Raw genomic sequence first — 18,429 nt, 5'->3', positions numbered from 1 at the left:
AGCCCTGGGCGGGGGGCCAGTAGATTCATGCACGGGCGCAAGAAAGGGGGCGAGCCACCGATGTGACCCGCCCCTATCCCAAGTTTGAGCTGTTTACAGCTCGACGCGCCCCTGGTCGCCCATATTTGGGGTCTCAGAGGAGAACGAGGCCTTCGCCATCTTCACGAGTGCCGCTGCCTTACCCGGGCCTTCCCAGTACTGAGCGGTCTCCGGGGTGACCTCGATGAGCACAGCGTTGGGATCTTCCGGACCGCCCTCGAAGTAGGCCTTCGGACCCAGGTCCCACAGCTCCTTCTTGCGCTCGAGATCGGCGATCACCTGAGCGCTGCCCGCGATGGAGACCCACATGTGGTCATCCACGAAGCCGAGGTTGACCTCGCCCTCACCGATGATGTCCTCGATCTTGTCCGAGTTCAGCGGGGTAAAGAACCAGAACTTGTGCTGGTCGTCGATCTGGGTGACACCCATAGGGCGGGAGACGATCCGGTGGTTCTGGTCCACGGTGGTGAACATGCAGGTGCCAATGTTGTTCAGCTTCTTGACGAGCTCGTTCGCAGTCATATCAGTCATGTTGTTCTCCTGTGTGGGCTATGAGCTTCTTGTTAGGCAGTCTACGGATCGTGGTTTCCCTGTACAGCGCGTCCGCGCTGAGCCGATTTCAAGGCCCGCTGTCGAGCCGGACGCCCCGCCACGTGGGATGGCGCAGCCGGTTGTCCCTGGTCACCCCGGAATGACGCACCTCGGCGGTCAGCCTCGGCGTCACCCAGGTGGCGTCCGACGAGTCCTCAGCGGGGACGTCGTCCACGGGGGCGGTCTTGCGGACCAGCTTCTCCAGCTGGTTACGGAGATCGGTCAGTTCGACATCGCTGAAGCCAGTGCCGACCCGGCCCGCGTAGTGGAGGTCGCCGTCGTCGTCGGTCATCCCCAGCAGCAGAGAGCCGAAGGTCTTGGCCCGGCCGCCCTTGCCCTGTCGCCAGCCGACGATCACCACATCCGCGTGGTTCTCATGCTTGATCTTCACCCAGTCCTCGGACCGGCCGCCGGAACGGTACGGGCTGTCGGTGCGCTTGGCCACGAGCCCCTCGAGCTTGAGCTCCAGACTGCCGTCCATCGCTTCCTCCAGCGAGTCGCCCATGTCCCCGGGGGTCTGCACGTGCTTGCCGCTGCTGGCCAGCTCCTCCAGGATCTCCCGGCGCCGAGAGTAGGGTTCGCCGGTGAGGTCACCGTGCTCGGCGGTATGCAGTACGTCGAAGAGCATCAGATGCACCGGGATCTTCTTCGCGGTCTGCTCAATCTCACGCGTCTTGGTCAGCTTGCCGCGGCGCTGCAGGAGACCGAAGTCCGGGCGGCTGCCGGAGTTCAGGGCAACGATCTCGCCGTCGACCACGGTGCCGGCGGGGATTAGGTCTGCGATCTCGGCCAGTTCGGGAAAGGTCTGGGTGAAGTCCTTGCCGTTGCGGCTGCGAATCTCCACGCGGCCGTCGGAGTGCACCGCGGCGATGGCGCGGTAGCCGTCCCACTTGCCCTCCAGCACCCACCCCTTGCCGCGGATGTCGGTGGGCTTGCCGGGGGAGGCGAGCATGGGGGAGGGCAACGGGTCGGGGAAATCGGAGTCTTCTTCGGCCGTGGCGTTCTCCTTGGAGCTCTTCGTGGCCTTCTTCACCGGTGGAGACGAGGTCTTCGAGGACTTCTCAGCTTTGGGCTGATCCTTGGTGAGCCGGATGAGCCAGTTCTTTCCGTCGTCGTCGCCCTTGCTGGTGTTGACCAGGGCGTAGCGTCGCGGCACCCCGCCCAGGCCGCCGTCGGGCCGGCCGTGCAGGATGAAGCGGACCTTGCGGTCCTCCCACTTCTCGATCTCCACGGTGCCGGTGTCCCAGATGGTGACCTCGCCGCCGCCGTACTCGGCCTTGGGGATGGTGCCCTCAAATTCGGCGTATTCGATGGGATGGTCCTCGGTCATCACCGCCAGATGCTGCTCACTGGGGTCCAGCGGGGGGCCCTTGGGCACGGCCCAGGAGACGAGGACACCGTTGCGCTCAAGCCGGGTGTCATAGTGCAGCGCGGAGGCGTGATGCTCCTGGATCACGAAGATCGGGGCGTCGGTGCGATCGGCGGGGGAGCCGGTGGGGACTGGCTCGGGGGTCTTGGCGGCGTCGCGCATGGACCGGTAGGTGGTCAGCGCGTCCTCGGTGGAGGGCAGGGCGTCCGCGGCGTCGTCGTCGGCGGTGAAGTCTGCGAGCGGATCCGTGCCGGCTTCCAGGCGTTCCATGACCTGGTGCATGTCCAGCTGACCGAGGTCCGGAGCCTCGAGCTCGTCCCAGGTGCGCGGGGCTGCCACATGCGGGGCCTCGGCGGATCCGGGGCGGCCGCGCAGCGAGTAGGGGGCGATGGTGGTCTTGTTCCGGTTGTTCTGGGACCAGTCGATGAGCACCTTGCCCTGGCGCAGGGACTTCTTCATGTCACTGACCACCGCGTCCGGGTGATCGGCCTCCAGCGCCTTGGCGAGCTCATGGGCCACCTGGGAGACCTGCTCCGAGGTGTAGCTGCCGTTCAGCGCGGCGTAGAGGTGGATGCCCTTGGACCCGGAGGTGACCGGGACTGAGGGCAGGTTCATCTCATCGAGGATCTCGCGGCACCAGCGGGCCACCTGCGCGCAGTCGGCCAGGCCCGCTCCAGGGCCGGGGTCCAGGTCCAGGACAAGCCGGTCGGGGTTTTGCGGTGAGCCTGCGCTGTCGAAGCGCCACTGGGGGACGTGGACCTCCAGCGCGCCCACCTGACCGAACCAGGCAAGCACCGCCGTGTTGTTCGCCAGCGGGTAGGTGTTGCTGTGGTCCGAATGCTCCAGCTCCTGGCGCGGGACCCACTTCGGCGCTGAATCTTCGAGGTTCTTGCGGAAGAACGGCTCGTTGGGTTTGTCCTTGGTGCCCACACCGTCCGGCCAGCGTTTACGCGTGGCCGGACGGTTCCGGATGTGCGGGATCATCGCGTCTGCGATGGTCTGCAGGTAGTGGATGACCTCACCCTTGGTGGTGCCCGAGGCGGGGAAGAGGACCTTGTCCAGGTTGGACAGGCGCAGCTTATGGCCGCCGACGGTGACGGTCTGCTGCTTGCTGGCCATGGGTCAACCCTGGTGGGGGAGGCTGGGCGTTGGCTGGGTGTGGTGTGGTGAGGCCAGACGTTTCGGCGCGTTGCTGGCGGGCGCCCTTATGGGACGCCCGCGATCAGTCACCCTCATTCCGCGGGCAGGTCGATGCTGCGCGGCAGCGTGCTGCCGGGACCGTTACAGGGAGGGTGCAGCCGGGAGGTCCAGCTCGGTCTCCACCATGTGGTTGAAATAGTTGGTGTACAGGTTCAGGGCCACGTGGCTTGGGAGCTCCTGAGTGCCCCATCCGGCGTCGAGCGCGGGCTGCCGTCCTGGGCATGGCCCTTCTCTGCGGCAACCTCGCGGGCCACCTGCGACCGTCGTTTATGGCGAACCCTCTGCGAGGGCCCTTCTGTTGTCAGCGTGGTCACCCACCAGCATGCTCTTACTCACCTAGGAGAGATACTCGAGGGCCGCATCGCTTGGCTTGGTTCCTCCTAGCCCGCCCTGGATCTCGAGCTGTCCCAAACAGAAGCGCTGCGCGATGAGACACCTGGCAGTTTCCGAATTTCAGAATTTGCCGCACTCGAGGCGGCCTGATGCGCGGCCGTTAGCAGAAAGGGTCGGATAGCCTCGCAAGATGGCGCGACATCCACGATGGCAACCCACGCTCGACGCGAGCATTGAGGAAGCATGTCTCGCCGTGCGCCTGTACAACGACTCCGCAGAGGCGCGGGCTTTCGAGGGGTTCGTCATCCACATGCATCTCGCCTGGTTGTACCTACTCCACGCTGAGTTCGTTCGCGACGACGTTGACTTCCGTTATTGGGATCCCCACTACAAGAAGCGGTTATTGCGAATCGACGGAGAGCCCAAACGGTGGGAACTCGAACGATCGATGAAGGAACGCTGGCCCATCGACTCCGATCCTGTCCGGGCGAACCTCTCGCTGTTCATCAAGCTCAGAAACCGGCTCGAGCACCGACACGCGCACGCCGACAATGCCCTGATGCTCAACCTCGCCGGTCATGCCCATGCTCTCCTCGTAAACTACGAGTCCGAGCTGACTGACCAGTTCGGCGAGAACCAGTCTTTAGCGTTGAGGCTAAGGTTGCCGATCTTCGTCGGCACATTCACATCGGAAGGCGAGCAAGCACTTCGTCGGTTCCGAAAAACTCTTCCGACCGACCTCCGCGGATTCGTCACTGACTACGAGTCAGGTCTGGCCGACACCGTGATCAACGATTCGAGATACGAGTTTCGTTTGCGTGCGATGGTTGAACTCGCGCCGAAGGACCCAGACGCGATTGCCATGCAGTTCACTCGCTACGAAGACATGACCGACGGAGAGCGCGCCTTCGCTGAGGAGCTCGGACGGCGTGGCCAAGTAATCGTGCGCGACAGGAAGCAGCCAGTCTCGGGACTCGGCCGGCTCATGCCGAAGCCCGCGGCCGCCGAGGTCGAAGCCGGTATCCCCTTCGTCTTCAATCTCAACCACTTCACGGCCTCGTGGAAGCGGAAGAAAATTCGGCCGCCGAGCGGCGATCCGAGCCCAGACCGAACCAACCCGGACTTTTGCGAGTACGACGAACCGACCAAGTCCTACCGATACACGCAGGCGTACGTGAGCTACCTCGTCAAGAAGTGCAGCACACGTGCAGGCTTCATAGAGATCACAGGCATGGAACCGCGGAATAGAACGAGCGACCCCGGACAGTCAGACCGACTTACATCGCAAGGATGACGAGTGGCAAGTGACGTAAACCAACGTCCCGCTGACCGCATGTACTTTGCGAGCTGGTCGAAGAACCCTGCGAGTATTTTGCTTGCATCGTCCTTCATCTACTCGGCCCCTCCGAAGCGGTAGACCTCGTAGCCGGCTAGCCTGAGTCGCCGGTCCTCGGCGACCATCTCGCTGTAGAGGGCCGGACTTGCTTTGTCACCGCTCGCATAGTGCTGCTTCCCGTCAACTTCGATGACAACGCGGTGCCTGCTGGAGAACAAAAGTAGAAAGTCCATGCGCTGTCGCAGCAGCGGGCTGCCGCTCCGGTCGGCAGTCCCCACCGTCTCGAGGTCTTGACGCGTGTAGGTGTGTGTCAGTGGTCCGGCATAGTCAGCGATAATGCGCACATGAGATTTGTCTTTGTGAGACGTCTGGTTCCTATGGCCACGCCGCCGAGTTCCCTGGTCAAGGGGTGGCCGATTCAAAGTGAGCACGGCGGATCGCAGATGATGAAATCATGTATGGCGTTCCGGTAGGTTTAAATTCATGGAGACTTTCAAACGGACGCCACTTCAGCTATTCAATCTGCCGCAGAATTTCGTTATCCCTTTGTTCCAGCGCGCCTACGTTTGGAAAGAAGTCGAGCAGTGGGAGCCGCTGTGGAAGGACATACGTCGCGTCGCGGAGCTCCGGATCGCTGAGCCGCACCTGAACGCCACACACTTTCTCGGGGCCGTCGTGATTCAGTCACAGGAGGCTCAGAGCAGACGCCTGACCACATGGAACGTAATAGACGGACAGCAGCGGCTGACTACTGTGCAAGTCCTCTCTGATGCGACCCGCTCTTTGCTTGCGCACGCTGATCTCTTCAAGCTTGCTGGTCAGCTCGAGGACCTGACGCACAATTCTGAGAAGTATGTAGACGACGGAGATAGTCCGCTCAAGCTCCGTCACCTCAACAAAGATCGAGAACCCTTCGACGAACTCCTGACGGCAGAAACACCTATCGATTACGAGGACCTCACACACTCGGACTCGCAAATCGTTGCCGCACACCAGTACTTCTCTACTGTCGTCGAACAGTGGCTCGGCACGCAGGACGCGGATGACTACGAGGACAAGGCCAAGGAATTGACCAACGTCCTGCTTGACGGTCTCCAGCTCGTCTCGATCGAGCTGGAGGCGGCTGAGAACTCGCAAGAGATCTTCGAGACCCTCAACGCGCGTGGGACGCCCTTGACTGCGGCCGATCTGGTGCGGAACTTCGTGTTCCAGCGCCTTGACGCCGAGGGTGCCGATACGAAGAAGGCATACCGCGAGGATTGGCCCTTCGAGACGAAGTTCTGGACGCGGGAGGTCAGCGTCGGCCGAAATCTGGTCAGCCGCAGTTCCCTTTTTCTCAACCAGTGGTTGGTCGCAAGAACCGGGGAGGAAGTCAGCCCACAGGCCACATTCAACCGGTTCAAGTCATGGGTGGAACTTGAGTCGGGCCAGACCATGGCCCACTTGCTGCCGACGATCAAACACCAAGCCCAGCAGTATGAGGCGTGGACCAATGCCGCGGCACAACCCGGTGGATCGTTGGATTCTGCAGCGATGGCTTTTTATCGAATGCGAGCCAGTGGCATTGAGGTTTTGAAGCCGTTGTTGATCTGGATGTACGAACCGGGAAGGGATCTGCCACAGGAGAGCATCGCGAGGATGGTTCAGGCTGCGGAAAGCTGGATATACCGCCGCCAAATGCTGCGCTTGTCGGGCAGCGATTTGGGACGCATCGTCGCGGACATCATCGCGTCCAGCGTAGGCGTGTCCACTAATGAACTGCCTGAGCGAGTCATCGGTCATTTAGCTCGTCTGAATGTCACGAGCACCTATTGGCCCGGGGATGAGGAGGTCCGACTGTCCCTGAGCACAGAGGCTGTGTACTCACGTTTTCCGCGTGGGAGGCTGCGCATGTTCCTCGAGGCTATCGAGGACAAGTACCGCGCCGAGACTGGTCAGCCGCAGGTTGAGCGCAAGGGATACCCGATCGAGCACATCTTGCCGCGGAGCTGGAAGGACACCTGGCCGGTGGAGACCCCTGATGCCGAAGAGGCACGCCAGGCGAGGGTGCACCGACTGGGCAACTTGACCCTGCTGACAAAGTCACTGAACTCCAAAATCTCCAATGGTCCCTGGCCTACTAAGCGCGCCGCTCTTCTGCAGCACAACACCATCACGCTCACCGGTCGGGTTGTAAGCGAGACGGAGGAACACGACTGGGACGAGTCACTGATTGATCATCGCGCTGCGGAGCTCATCGATACCATCCTCGATATATGGCCCGTACCCGATGGTCATCTCGGGAAGGTCGTGGATCCGCAGACGAAGGCTGGCGACTGGGTGGAGCTGAAGCACCTGATTGAGGCTGGGCTTTTAAGGGGCGGCGACACGTTGTCTGCGACCCACAGGGACTTCAAGGGCAAAGAAGCGAAACTGACGAACGAAGGTGCAATCGAGCTGGACGGAAAACGGTACATGTCGCCGTCGGCGGCTGGTCACGCATTGCGGAATAAGGCGACGAACGGCTGGTACTTCTGGGCGGTGGGTGACGGACGGCGACTTCGCGACGTCCGCGCCGAGTTTCAGAATGCTGGTCCTGCAGACATTGGGTCGTACCGTACAGACTGATATCGACTGGGGGCGCGGAGAGCTATGCCTTGACCCAGCACGAAGCGCGGCCCCATGTGGAGGCCGGATCAGCTCAATTGTCATTTCGGCATGGCCATGAACCGTCGAGGTGGCGTACCAGATGACGCCTGACTCTCTCGACATGAGCTCAGAGGCGGGCTTCAAGAGCGACCGGCCGAGACGCCGCAAGCGGAACAGGTAACTCAGTCTTCACACTGGTCACACAGACCCGTCGCGGCTTTCTCCATGAAGTGCTTCTGGCATACGCCACGCTGTGCCGCCGGCGCTTTCCGGGACTGAGACCGCACTTTGGCAACCTGGGGAGTGAGGGTTGGGACGCCCCCGTCCGCCGGAAGATCGACCGCGTACCGCCGGTAACAGAGAAGGCGGTGTTGAGCGGCAAGATCTTCCACGTCTATATTGGGATCGTTCGGGACAGATTTAGGTGCTCTGGAGTACCCGTCTCCAATGGTGCCGTTCTGATGAACGCATAGCGCGGTCAGCGGGGGTTCACCAGCATCAGCTGCACGCTGGGCCACCTGCTCCAGAAGTTTTCCGCTCCAGTTCCCAATCAACATCCTGGTCCGAATTCCTGAGCGTTCTTGAACGACCTCGGTGAGTTCTAAATAGGTGGTCGTCCTGTTGAATTTTCCGGCTACGTTGATGAGGACCTCGTGCGCGATGGGGACCCAGGTTGTCAGAGCGTCGGTGAACTCAGCTTTGGATCCATCGGCGACGAAGTATGTTCCATGCTTAGACGACATAGTTCAGATCATAGGGGAGAACGTAGACGAGCAATCGTTTTCGGTACGCCCCGCATGCGGTCGGATTGTCAGCTGGTACAGCAACCCGATGCTACGTTTTATCCGTCGTGATGATCGCTTCGTTCTCGATCCACGACACTTCATTCCTGCCGAGGTGCGCGGCGGGACACCTGCAGTTCCGGTTGGGCCGCAGACTGGCCTGAGTCACGAGGTCACGCGCTGGCAGACGAGGAGTCCTCAGGAATACGGAACAGCTAACGGCCTTGCCCCAAAACAGCCCTGGGGTGGGTCCATGCCGTCATGGCCTCAGCCACCGCTGGCACGGACTCCTGCTTCACCGCTGACTCGTATGCTTCTTCGATCATGTCGTTGAGCAGGACCCGTCGACCGGTGTCTGCGGAGCGGACCGCGGCTTCGACCATCGCGAGCGTGAGGATGTTGCTGTGCACCTCGCCCGAAGGCACAGACCCGGTCTTGAGGGCATCGAGGAACTCGGCCAGTGAACCATGGATCTCTTCCGGCATCTCGGCAGCCTCCGCCTCGGTGGCGGACGTGCTCGACTCCTCGGTGAGGTCGAACGAGGGCTTGTTCTCTCCGTCCCACAACGCTGTCCCGAATTCACCGTTGATGCGCCACCTCCCATTCCAGGAGGTCTCGTGCCCGTCGCTGCACCAACTGCCCGAATAGGAGTAACGGGCTCCTCCGTCGAACTCGAACAGAGCGTTGGCGGCGGCCCCGTGGGAGTACCAGCTCCACGCCGGGTTGAACTCCTCGCAGTACACCGACACTGGATCCTCCTCGAGCAGGAACCGTGCGACGTCGAAGGCGTGGATGGCCATGTCGACCAGCAGCACGTGGCGCATCTCTTCGCGGAACCCGCCGAAATGGGGCGCCTTGAAGAACTCGGTGGAGACCAGCCCCACCTCGCCCAGGGCCGTCATCCCGGTCTTGAGCGCGGACAGGTTGTTGAAGTAGCGCCGGGACTGACTGGTCATCAGCAGCTGCCCGCTGGCCTCTGCGGCGGCCGCCAGGGAGAGCGCCTGACTCAGGGTCGGTGCAATGGGCTTCTCACAGAGCACCGGCAGACCACGGAAGAGCGCCTCGACGTTGATCGCGTGATGAGCCTCCGGGATGGTCACGTTCACCACGGCATCGGCATGCGTGACCTGCAGGACCTCTTCCACACTCCGGCCGACCTGCACGCCGCCCAGCCCTGCCGCGGTGAGCGCATCGGCGGCGACGGCGACATCCAGGTCGACGAGCCCCACCAGTTCGGCCTCGGAGGACTGACCGATGGCGGAGATCCATTGCCTGCCCATGCCCCCTGCGCCGACCTGCACGATCCTGACGGGCGGATGGCTGCTGGGCTCTGGAATGGTGCTCAATTCTCCATCGCCCCCTGGTAATCGTGGCCGTTGTAGAAGTCATTGGTCTCGTAGCGCAGCAGCTGCGGGTCTGTCCGTTCGGGTCGCAGGGTCTGCGCCCAGGCGACACCGTTCGCGACCACGCGACGGACGTCCTTGTGGTGGTAGACCGGATAGTCCTGGTCACCGGGGCTGAAGAAGAAGATCTTTCCGAACCCGCGCCGGAAGGTGCATCCGCTGCGGAAGGCTTCACCTCCGCTGAAAGTGCTGATGAACACCAGCTCCTCGGGGACGGGAATGTCGAAGTACTCTCCATACATCTCCTGCTGGGGAATGATGAACGGGTGCGGCACCCCCTGCGCGATGGGGTGTGTGGGGTTCACTGTCCACACGACCTCGCGGTCCTGTTCCGCACGCCAGCGCAGAGTGCAGCTGGTGCCCATGAGCTTGACGAAGATCTTCGACCAGTGACCTGAGTGCAGCACGACGAGTCCCATGCCGGCGAGGACATGCCTGTGCACGCGATCGACGACCTCGTCCTTGACCTCCTCATGCGCCGCGTGACCCCACCACACCAGAACATCGGTTCCGGCGAGGACCTCCTCGGTCAGCCCATGCTCCGGGTCATCCAGCGTCGCGGTCTCTACGGAGACTGTCTGGCCCAGGTGCTCCTCGATCGCTTCGCGGATCGTGGTGTGCATGCCGTGGGGGTACAGGTCGGCTACCTTCTGCTCCAGCTGTTCGTGTCTGTTCTCCCCCCACACCAGAACACTGAGTGGGCGCGAGCTGTGAGTCTGTGTCATTGAAGAATCCTTCATCAGGGGACATGGTTCGTGGGCTTCGGGTCCGGGCGAGCTTTCAACTGGCGTTCAGTCGAGGGCTTCTCCCGCTGCGCGTTCCGCCGCCAGCCCGGCGACCCACCGTTCGAGGAACTGGGCGTAGTCAGAGACCTCGGCGTCTGACGGTGTCACGGTCTCCACAGCGGAGTCAGCGAACACCTCCTCATCCAGCCAGTCCGGCATGGCGCGGCCTGAGGCGCTTCCGGCGGTCACCGCATGGGCATAGCCGGCCAGCACCGCGATGCCCCACGCGCCGCCCTCAGCGGAGTCCTTCGTGACCGCCACGGGCGTCCCCAGAGCGGCCGCCAGGGCCTTCTGAGCCACTCCGCCGGTGCGCAGCAATCCACCGTGGGCGAAGAACCGGTCCACCGTGACGCCCTCCTCGGCCAGCACGCCCATCCCGACACTGAGCGCGGCGAACACCCCCAGCAGTTGGGATCGAGCGAATCCGGCCAGGGTCAAGGGAGTCTCCGGGGTGCGCACCATCATGGGCCTGCCCCGGTCCACCCCGATGATGGGTTCAGCCGCCAACAGGCTGTAGGCCAGCATCCCGTTCTGGTCCGCCTCAGCCTCCAGGGCGCCGCGGAGCATCGCCTGGAAGACCTCATCCGGTTCAGCAACATGACCCAGGTTCGTGAGGAACTCACCGAAGAGTCCGGCCCAGGCGCCCAGTTCACTGGCGCCGTTGTTGCAGTGGACCATGGCGACCAGCTTCGCGTCCGGCGTCGCGACGATGTCGATCTCACTGCGTGTGCTGCGCAGCGAGTCCTCGAGCACGAGCATGGCGAAGATGCTGGTGCCCACACTGACGTTGCCGGTCCGCGCCCGCACCGCATTGGTGGCGACCATGCCGGTGCCGGCATCGCCCTCCGGTGGGCAGAACATGATCCCTGGTTCCAGGGTCCCGGTGGGATCCAGGATCTCGGCTCCTTCTGGGGTGAGGAAGCCTGCCTGGTCACCGGCAGAGGCGACCGGTGGCAGAAGCTGTTCCAGGTCCCGCCCGATCTCCTCTGCAGCCGTCAGACTGCGGAACCGCTCGAGCAGCTCGGCGTCATAGTCTCCGGTGGCTGGGTCGATCGGGAACATCCCCGAGGCGTCCCCGACTCCGAGGACATGGTTCCCAGTGAGCAGATGATGGACGTACCCGGCCAATGTGGTCAGTGTGTGCACCCTGGGCACATGTGGTTCGGCGTCGAGGATGGCCTGATAGTGGTGGGCGATGGACCAGCGCAGCGGGATGTTCTGCCCGAATTCCTGGGTCAGGCGGGCGGCGGCCGCCGTCGTCGTGGTGTTGCGCCAGGTTCTGAATGGAGTCAGCAGGTCTCCGGCGGAGTCCAGGGCCAGGTACCCGTGCATCATGGCGGAGATGCCGATCGCTCCGACGGCGCGCAATTCGATGCTGTGGAGTCGGCGCACCGTGGCAGCCAGGTCAGCGTAGGCCGCAGCCAGTCCCTGATGCACAGCGTCCAGGGAGTAGGTCCAGACCCCGTCGAGGAGTTGGCTCTCCCAGGAGCTGGACCCCGTGGCGAGGGTCTGGCCCGATTCACCGACCAGGCAGGCCTTGATCCGGGTGGACCCGAGCTCGATGCCCAGGGTGGTGTGCTCTAGATGGAGTGATTCATCGATCATCTGTTCGTCCTTTTACGTCGTCAGTGCTGGATTGCTCTCCCGAAAGACTGACATGGTCAGCCACGGGCACGAAGACGCGCATCGTGGAGGGACCACGTTCGGCCCACCGGTGGTAGGGGACGAAGATCAGGTCGAAGTCGGCAGAGGTCGTTTCACCTGTCGGTGCGCGGCCGAAGGGCGGGGTGCCGTCGGCTGGACCGACCACGTCGAGCACCCGGGCGCGACCACGGGCGCCGTCGCCCTCGGACTTCAGCGAGGCCGAGGTGTCCAGTGTGATGGCATCCAGCGGGATCCCGTCGGGAACATCCTGTGACTCGATGCAGAGGACGAGCGGGCCGCGTTCCACGGCAACAGTTCCGCGCATCGCATCGATCCGTGGATCGGGCCAGGTCAGTCGAGGCTCCACCGGCAGCATCAGACGGAGCTCGTCCCCCCGGAACACGGACTGTTCGAGGTCGCACCACCCCGGTTCGGTCGGCGCCGCCGGTCCACCGTTGACGCTGATCTGGGCATCGATCGCCCAGGACGGAACGCGAAGCCTCAAGGGCGCTCCGCCGGGAGGGGCGTCTTGGACCCTGAGGTGGATCTCCGAGGCGTTGGGGTACTCGGTGTCCACTTGTACGCGCAAGAGCCCGGAGCTGAGCTTGAACCGGTACTCGCCTGCGGCGTACTGCAGCACCACGGCGACGTTTGCCTCGTCGACGGCGGCTGAGTAGGACTGCCAGGAGGCCAGAGTCCGGGCGAGGTTGGTCGGGCAGCAGGAGACGTCGAACCAGGGCGCTCGGACACCGCCCTCCGCCCGGGAGTTGACGGCATCGGGGAGCACGTCAGAGCTCTCCGAACGCTGCTGCAGGGGATTGGCGTAGAAGAAGGCCGTACCATCCGGGCTCGGCGACGTGGCGATGACGTTGAAGAGCGTCCGTTCCATGAGATCGACATACTTGGGCCTGCCGGTGGCCAAATAGAGCCGCCAGGACACCATCAAGGAGGCAACTCCGGCGCAGGTCTCACAGTAGGCGCGGTCCGGCGGCAGCTCCCAGTCCTCCCCGAAGCCCTCGTCCTGGTGACGGGAGCCCATCCCCCCGGTCAGGTAGGTCCGGCGCGCCACGGTCCGGTGCCACTGCTCCTCAAGGGCGCCGAGGAGTTCCGCGTCGCCTGCGTCCACGGCGATGTCCACCGCTCCGGCGGCGAGGTAGAGCGCACGCACCGCGTGTCCGTGCCACGAGGCAGTGTCGCGGACAGGGATCTCATCCTGGAAGTACTCGCGGCTGAGCAACGGGATTGGGGCGAGGGTGCCGTGCCCTCGGCGCTCCACGAAGAGCTGGGCCTGATCCCGGTACCTGGTCTCGCCCGTCGCCCGGGCGAACTCCGCCAGGGCAACTTCGATCTCGGGGTGTCCGCAGACGCCGTCACGAGCGTCCGGCCCGAACTCGCGCAGCACGTGGTCCGCCACTCGCCGTCCCAGAGCCACGAAGCGATCTTCTCCCTTCGTGCGCAATCGGGCGACGACAGCTTGCAGCAGGTGGCCTGCGCAGTACAGCTCATGTCCCATGGAGAGGTCGCTGTAGCGCTCGGGGCGGCCGGCGTGCCCGAAGCAGGTGTTGAGGTAGCCGTCGTCGTCCTCTGCCGCGGCGACGCGGTCCACCAGTGATTCGAAGATGGCGTCGATCTCCGGGTCACGTGTTCGTCCGTATTCCCAGGCCAGGGCCTCGAGAAGCTTGTACACCTCGGAGTCTGAGAACTGCCACCCGGGCCGATTCTCGTCCATGGTGCCCGCGGCGACACGGTCGAAGTTGGCGAGCCAGCCGAGACGTTCCATCCAATCGATGCAGTGCCGCAGCGTCCCGGCGGAGTTCGCGTCCTGGCGGGTCTTCCAGAAACCCGCGTCAAGGGAGATCTGGTCGAGGCCGAGACCACGCCGCGTGCCGCGGGCGGGGTCGACGGGTGTGACGGCGCGGCGGTCGTCTGTCATGGGCCCGGAGGACTGGGGAGGGGAGGAGGTCACAGGTGTTCCTTCACTAGTCTTTGACCGAACCGGCTGTCACGCCTGCAGCGACGTAGCGCTGCGCGAGCACAAGCAGGACGGTGGCGGGAATCGAAGCGACCACGGCTGTCGCCATGATGGCGTTCCACTGCGTCGTGTTGTTGCCGATGTATTGGTAGATGCTCAAGGTGATCGGGATCATGCCGCCGCTGCGGTTCAGGGTGGACGCGAAGATGAAGTCGGCCCATGCCCAGAGGAAGGCGAACAGCGCGACGGTAATCGTGGAGTTCCGACTGATCGGCATCACCACCGAGATGAAAGTGCGCCAGGCTCCCGCGCCGTCCACTCGCGCCGCCTGCAGGAGTTCTTTCGGCATCCCAGACATGAACGCCGTGTAGAGCAGGACCCCGAATGGAACGGCGACCGTGGAGTTCGCGAGGATGAGGCCACCGACGGTATTGAGCAGGTCGAGCCTCACGTAGATCGCGTAGAAGCCCATGGCCATCACCACTGCAGGAATCATCTGCGCCACGATCAGCCCGAAGCTCAGCACTTTTCCTCCGCGGAGATTGAGCAGTGCGATCGCGTAGCCGGCCGGCGCTGCGATGAGGACTGTGAGCACAACGGTGCTGAGCCCGATGAGCAGACTGGTGCCTAGGGCCGGCAGCTGCTGGTCCAGGGCGGTCGCATAGCCCTCGAAAGTCGGCGCCCAGGGGAACCAATGAGGGGGTGAGGCTCGTAGGTCGCTGGTCTGGGTCAGCGAGACGTTGAACATCCAGTAGACCGGGAAGAGCATGATGCCGGTGAAGACCAGTCCCAGGACCGTCTTCCACCAGGCGCGGCGGGTGGTCATCGCGCCTCCTGTCGTCGTTGCAGCTGAAGATGGATCACTCCGAAGAGCAGGGCAACGAGGATAAGAATGTTGCCCACCGCGGCGGCCGGGGAGAAGTCGGGCTGCCCGGTGCCGAACGCTTCACGGTAGGACCAGATGGCCAATGTGGTCGTGGAACTTCCTGGTCCGCCGGCTGTCATCACCCAGATCACGTCCACGACCTTGAGCGTGTAGACCAGCCCGAGCAGCAGTGTGATGGCAGAGACCGGACGAAGCAGCGGGAAGGTGATGCTCCAGAATTGGCGCCACGCTCCCGCTCCGTCCAGGGAGGCGGCTTCGTAGACATCCTCGGGGATGTTCTGCAGGCCTGAGTAGAGAATGACCAGGCAGAAGGGGATGCCCAGCCAGATGTTCGCCAGCGTCACCGAGAGCAGCGCTGTCTCTGGGGAGGTGAGCCAGTTGATCTGGCCTACGCCGAAGGCTTCGAGGAAGGAGTTGACGATGCCGTTCTCGCTGTTGAGCATCCACGACCAGGTGGACGCCGAGACGATCAACGGAAGCAGCCATGGCATCAGGAACAAGGCGCGCAGCGGAGCTGAGAGCGGAAAATAGTTGCGGAAGAAGACCGCGAGGGCAAGCCCCAAGGCGAACTGGAAGGCGATGGAGACGATGGTGAAGAACGCTGTATTCGCCAGCGCCTGCGCGAAGATCGACGAAGAGAAGATCTCCACATAGTTCTGCCAACCGACGAAGTCGGCGTCGCCCTGCACGAAGGCACGAATGTTGTAGTCGTGGATGCTGAGGTCGATGTTGCGCCACAGCGGGTAGACGTAGAACAACACGAGGTAAACGAGCAGGGGAGCGGCAAAGCCGATGGCAGCCCATCGGGTGCCGTGGGGCCTGCGTCGCCGCAGCTTCTCGGGTGGAGCGGGCGGGACATCGCTGCCCGCTCCACCCGTACTGCCGCGACCCGCCTTTGTCTCGGCGAGGGTCGTCATGATGGTCCTTCCGATTGCGGTGATTCGACCCGGCTTCAGCCGAGTTCAGCCTCGACGTTCGCCTGTGCCTCCTCCAGTGCCTCCTGAGGAGTTGCTGAACCGGACAGGGCGTTCTGCACTGCGGTCCAGAGTTCCTCGGAGATGACCGGGTAGTCGGTTCCGAGGTTGTCGCTGGTGCGACCCTTGGCCTCCTGCACCGCAGAGACCCAGGTCTCGAGATCCTCGTTCTCCTCCAACAGGGCGTCCTGGCCTTCTTCTGTGGGAGGAATGTAGTAGGCGAACGTGTTGGCGGTCTCGACGAATCCTTCAGGCGTCGTCATGCACTCGACGATCTGGCGAGTGACGTCGTAGCGCTCGACGTCATCCTGGATCGGAGCGACGATGAACTCGCCGCCGGTGGGAGCGGGGGCGACCCCGCCGTCCTGAGCAGGGATCTCAATCACGCCTGTGGGGAACTCCGCGTCAGCGGCGCTGTTGACCTGCCAGGTGCCGTTCTCCACGAATCCGAAGTTGCCGGTGAGGAACTCTTCCCAGGTGGTGTTCTGGGAATTGTTGATCACGGTGTTCGGGACCAGTCCGTCGTCGACCCAGCCCTTCCAGAGTTCCAGAGCCTCCACCGCCTCGGGCGAATCCAGGTCCGTGAGGTCCGCTCCGGAGCCCCAGAACCAGGGAAGGAACTGGAAGGAGCCTTCCTCGGTGCCGATGCCTGCGAATGTCATTCCCTCGTTTCCGGATGCCTGGATGTCTTCAAGGGCACTCGTGAGGCTTGCCCAGTCGGTCACAGAAGCTGGATCGACTCCTGCTTCCTCCAGGACGTCTTCGTTGTAGTAGAGCGCGAGGGTATTGGCCCCGATCGGGATCCCGTAGGTCTCGCCGTCGAGCTCACCCGCCGCGACGAGGTTGGGGTCCACGGCTGAGGTGTCCAACCCGAGTTCGTCCACGGTGCTGAGCAGGCCGCTTTCGGAGAGGGTGGAGACGGCCGGGTTATCGAGCAGAACGACGTCGGGCGAATTGCCCTCCTGTGCCGCGAGGATCGTCTGGTTGGTGAGGGCAGTGGTGTCGTACGCGGTGCGTTCGATGGTGACTCCGGCCTCCTCGCCGCAGGTCTGGACTCGGTTGGCCCAGTCCGAACCCTCCTCGTGCTGTGGGTAAGGGTCCCACCAGGTGTACGTCCCGGAGGCGGCGCCATTGCCGTCTTCGCCTTCTGCGTCCCCTCCCGAGCAGCTTGCCAAGAGGCTGATCGCGGCTAACGCTGCGGTCACGGTAGTAGCAGTGTGAAAGGTGCTTCTCATTGCGTTCCTCCTTGAATCATCGAACCGGTGTCGAACCGGTTCGATTTTGAGTGATACGGGTGCACATCAGATGTGAATCTCAGCGGGGCGGGGCGGTGCTCCCGCGGTCGATGAGGTCGGGCGTGACAAAACGGACAACATTGGGCTCCGCAGGTCCTATCTCGCCTTCGATGCGCCGGACGAGCTGCCGCACGGCCATGCTGCCCAATCGGTCGGGCGCACTCTCGATGGAGGAGAAGGGGAGGGAGAAGGTGCGGGCGAACTCGTCGGAATACCTGCCGATCACCGAGAGGTCCTTCGGTGTGGAGAGTCCGCGCTGATGGAGAACCGAAGGCAGCGCTGCTGCGGCTGCTTCGTTGTTGATCAAAAGGCCGGTGGCATTCGGGTGCGCGTCGAGGAGCCCATTCAGGGCATCGCCGACCTCGGGCTGGGATGAGGGCGCGAACACTGTATGCAGCGTGAGGTTCCGTGCCTCGGCTGCCGCGAGGGCGGCATTCTGCAAGCGCCAGACGTAGGCGCCGCCTCGGTCGATCACGTGCTGAGGTTGTGAGATCAGGATGATTTCGCGGTGTCCCAGGCGGTGTAGGTGATCAACCATTGTTCGGCCGGCTTCTTCGAAATCCAGATCGAACACGTCCAGGCCGTCACAGTCTTTGGGCAGCCCGACCAGGGCGCCCGGTTGCTGTGCCGCGCGGAGGTGCTCCAGGCGCGGGTCATTCTCTGCCACATTGAGAAGCACGATCCCGTCAATCATGCGAGAGTCGCTGATCCGGCGCAGTGCCGAGGTGCCGTCCGCATCGGTGACCAGCAGGATGTCGTATCCGAGTTCTCTCGCGGTGTTCGATACTCCCAAGATGTACTGGAGCATCGCGGGGGCGAACTCGTCGTCCAGGAATTGGGCGAGCAGGCCGATGACTTTCGTCTGCGAGGTCGCCAGGGACCGAGCGCCGGCATTAGGGGTGTACTGGAGGGTTTTGACGGCCTCGTTGACGCGAAGGCGCACGGCATCGGAGATGGACCTCTTGCCGGAGAGGGCATACGAGGCCGTGCTCCGGGAGACCCCTGCCGCTTTTGCGACATCACCGATTGTGACCATCATCACTCCTTCGAACTGGTTCGACGGTACATCCGAGGTTTCACGAAAGCAACCCCTTGTTCCAAAGGAGTTTCTGTCCAGTTTGTCGAATCGGTTCTTAGTGGTTACTGGCCCGTTCGGCCCTCCAGGCCCCGAGATGCAACATGGGCCGGGCCC

Annotated in this window: 14 protein-coding genes; 2 read left to right on the top strand and 12 right to left on the bottom strand. The window is 63.3% G+C overall.

Features of this window, described 5'->3' with window-relative positions:
- Positions 1–93: 93 nt before the first annotated feature.
- Together IY716_RS04250 and IY716_RS04245 are read right to left on the bottom strand one after the other, a co-directional pair.
- On the bottom strand, positions 94–570 hold the full coding sequence (locus tag IY716_RS04250) for a pyridoxamine 5'-phosphate oxidase family protein (protein WP_218220342.1): 477 nt from the start codon (positions 568–570) through the stop codon (positions 94–96).
- A gap of 88 nt (positions 571–658) precedes the next feature.
- Positions 659–3,118 (bottom strand): ATP-dependent DNA ligase, encoded by a 2,460-nt coding sequence (locus IY716_RS04245; RefSeq protein WP_218220341.1) that lies wholly within the window; start codon positions 3,116–3,118, stop codon positions 659–661.
- 604 nt (positions 3,119–3,722) lie between these two features.
- Between IY716_RS04245 and IY716_RS04240 the strand changes: the two genes are divergently transcribed.
- On the top strand, positions 3,723–4,826 hold the full coding sequence (locus tag IY716_RS04240; RefSeq protein ID WP_255316424.1) for a DUF3644 domain-containing protein: 1,104 nt from the start codon (positions 3,723–3,725) through the stop codon (positions 4,824–4,826).
- Positions 4,827–4,924: 98 nt separating this feature from the next.
- Here IY716_RS04240 and IY716_RS04235 read toward each other — a convergent pair whose 3' ends face one another.
- Positions 4,925–5,212, bottom strand: coding sequence for a hypothetical protein (locus IY716_RS04235; RefSeq protein ID WP_218220340.1), 288 nt, complete (start codon positions 5,210–5,212; stop codon positions 4,925–4,927).
- Positions 5,213–5,351: 139 nt separating this feature from the next.
- Between IY716_RS04235 and IY716_RS04230 the strand changes: the two genes are divergently transcribed.
- Positions 5,352–7,475, top strand: a complete 2,124-nt coding sequence (locus IY716_RS04230; RefSeq protein ID WP_218220339.1) for a DUF262 domain-containing protein — start codon at positions 5,352–5,354, stop codon at positions 7,473–7,475.
- Between the two features lie 203 nt (positions 7,476–7,678).
- Here IY716_RS04230 and IY716_RS04225 read toward each other — a convergent pair whose 3' ends face one another.
- The 9 genes from IY716_RS04225 to IY716_RS04185 form a co-directional block, all read right to left on the bottom strand.
- The gene (locus tag IY716_RS04225; RefSeq protein ID WP_218220338.1) at positions 7,679–8,239 is read right to left on the bottom strand and encodes a hypothetical protein; all 561 of its coding nucleotides are present in this window, start codon (positions 8,237–8,239) and stop codon (positions 7,679–7,681) included.
- A 254-nt stretch (positions 8,240–8,493) separates the two neighbouring features.
- Positions 8,494–9,624 carry a Gfo/Idh/MocA family protein gene (locus IY716_RS04220; protein ID WP_255316423.1) on the bottom strand — a complete coding sequence of 377 codons (1,131 nt, stop codon included), beginning with the start codon at positions 9,622–9,624 and terminating at the stop codon, positions 8,494–8,496.
- On the bottom strand, positions 9,621–10,406 hold the full coding sequence (locus IY716_RS04215; protein ID WP_218220337.1) for a ThuA domain-containing protein: 786 nt from the start codon (positions 10,404–10,406) through the stop codon (positions 9,621–9,623). Before IY716_RS04215 ends, IY716_RS04220 begins: the two co-directional genes overlap by 4 nt.
- 66 nt (positions 10,407–10,472) lie before the next feature.
- Entirely contained in the window at positions 10,473–12,071 is a 1,599-nt protein-coding gene (locus IY716_RS04210) for an FGGY-family carbohydrate kinase (protein WP_218220336.1), read from the bottom strand.
- Positions 12,061–14,076 carry a glycoside hydrolase family 127 protein gene (locus tag IY716_RS04205; protein WP_369699585.1) on the bottom strand — a complete coding sequence of 672 codons (2,016 nt, stop codon included), beginning with the start codon at positions 14,074–14,076 and terminating at the stop codon, positions 12,061–12,063. Before IY716_RS04205 ends, IY716_RS04210 begins: the two co-directional genes overlap by 11 nt.
- 13 nt (positions 14,077–14,089) lie before the next feature.
- The gene (locus tag IY716_RS04200; RefSeq protein ID WP_218220335.1) at positions 14,090–14,908 is read right to left on the bottom strand and encodes a carbohydrate ABC transporter permease; all 819 of its coding nucleotides are present in this window, start codon (positions 14,906–14,908) and stop codon (positions 14,090–14,092) included.
- A complete protein-coding gene (locus tag IY716_RS04195; protein ID WP_218220334.1) occupies positions 14,905–15,885 on the bottom strand; it encodes a carbohydrate ABC transporter permease in 981 nt (326 codons plus the stop codon). The genes IY716_RS04200 and IY716_RS04195 overlap by 4 nt, the downstream gene beginning before the upstream one ends.
- A gap of 35 nt (positions 15,886–15,920) precedes the next feature.
- On the bottom strand, positions 15,921–17,147 hold the full coding sequence (locus IY716_RS04190) for an extracellular solute-binding protein (protein WP_369699584.1): 1,227 nt from the start codon (positions 17,145–17,147) through the stop codon (positions 15,921–15,923).
- Between the two features lie 109 nt (positions 17,148–17,256).
- Positions 17,257–18,273 carry a LacI family DNA-binding transcriptional regulator gene (locus IY716_RS04185; protein WP_218220332.1) on the bottom strand — a complete coding sequence of 339 codons (1,017 nt, stop codon included), beginning with the start codon at positions 18,271–18,273 and terminating at the stop codon, positions 17,257–17,259.
- Positions 18,274–18,429 lie beyond the last annotated feature (156 nt).

The organism is Nesterenkonia sp. Act20, from assembly GCF_019173455.1.
Lineage (GTDB): Bacteria > Actinomycetota > Actinomycetes > Actinomycetales > Micrococcaceae > Nesterenkonia.
This window is presented reverse-complemented; position numbering and strand designations above follow the sequence as displayed.

Excerpts from the sequence above, each read along its gene's own strand:
- IY716_RS04250 (WP_218220342.1), bottom strand. The coding sequence starts at position 570 with ATGACTGATATGACTGCGAACGAGCTCGTCAAGAAGCTGAACAACATT.
- IY716_RS04245 (WP_218220341.1), bottom strand. The coding sequence starts at position 3,118 with ATGGCCAGCAAGCAGCAGACCGTCACCGTCGGCGGCCATAAGCTGCGC.
- IY716_RS04240 (WP_255316424.1), top strand. The coding sequence starts at position 3,723 with ATGGCGCGACATCCACGATGGCAACCCACGCTCGACGCGAGCATTGAG.
- IY716_RS04230 (WP_218220339.1), top strand. The coding sequence starts at position 5,352 with ATGGAGACTTTCAAACGGACGCCACTTCAGCTATTCAATCTGCCGCAG.
- IY716_RS04225 (WP_218220338.1), bottom strand. The coding sequence starts at position 8,239 with ATGTCGTCTAAGCATGGAACATACTTCGTCGCCGATGGATCCAAAGCT.
- IY716_RS04215 (WP_218220337.1), bottom strand. The coding sequence starts at position 10,406 with ATGACACAGACTCACAGCTCGCGCCCACTCAGTGTTCTGGTGTGGGGG.
- IY716_RS04210 (WP_218220336.1), bottom strand. The coding sequence starts at position 12,071 with ATGATCGATGAATCACTCCATCTAGAGCACACCACCCTGGGCATCGAG.
- IY716_RS04200 (WP_218220335.1), bottom strand. The coding sequence starts at position 14,908 with ATGACCACCCGCCGCGCCTGGTGGAAGACGGTCCTGGGACTGGTCTTC.
- IY716_RS04195 (WP_218220334.1), bottom strand. The coding sequence starts at position 15,885 with ATGACGACCCTCGCCGAGACAAAGGCGGGTCGCGGCAGTACGGGTGGA.
- IY716_RS04185 (WP_218220332.1), bottom strand. The coding sequence starts at position 18,273 with ATGGTCACAATCGGTGATGTCGCAAAAGCGGCAGGGGTCTCCCGGAGC.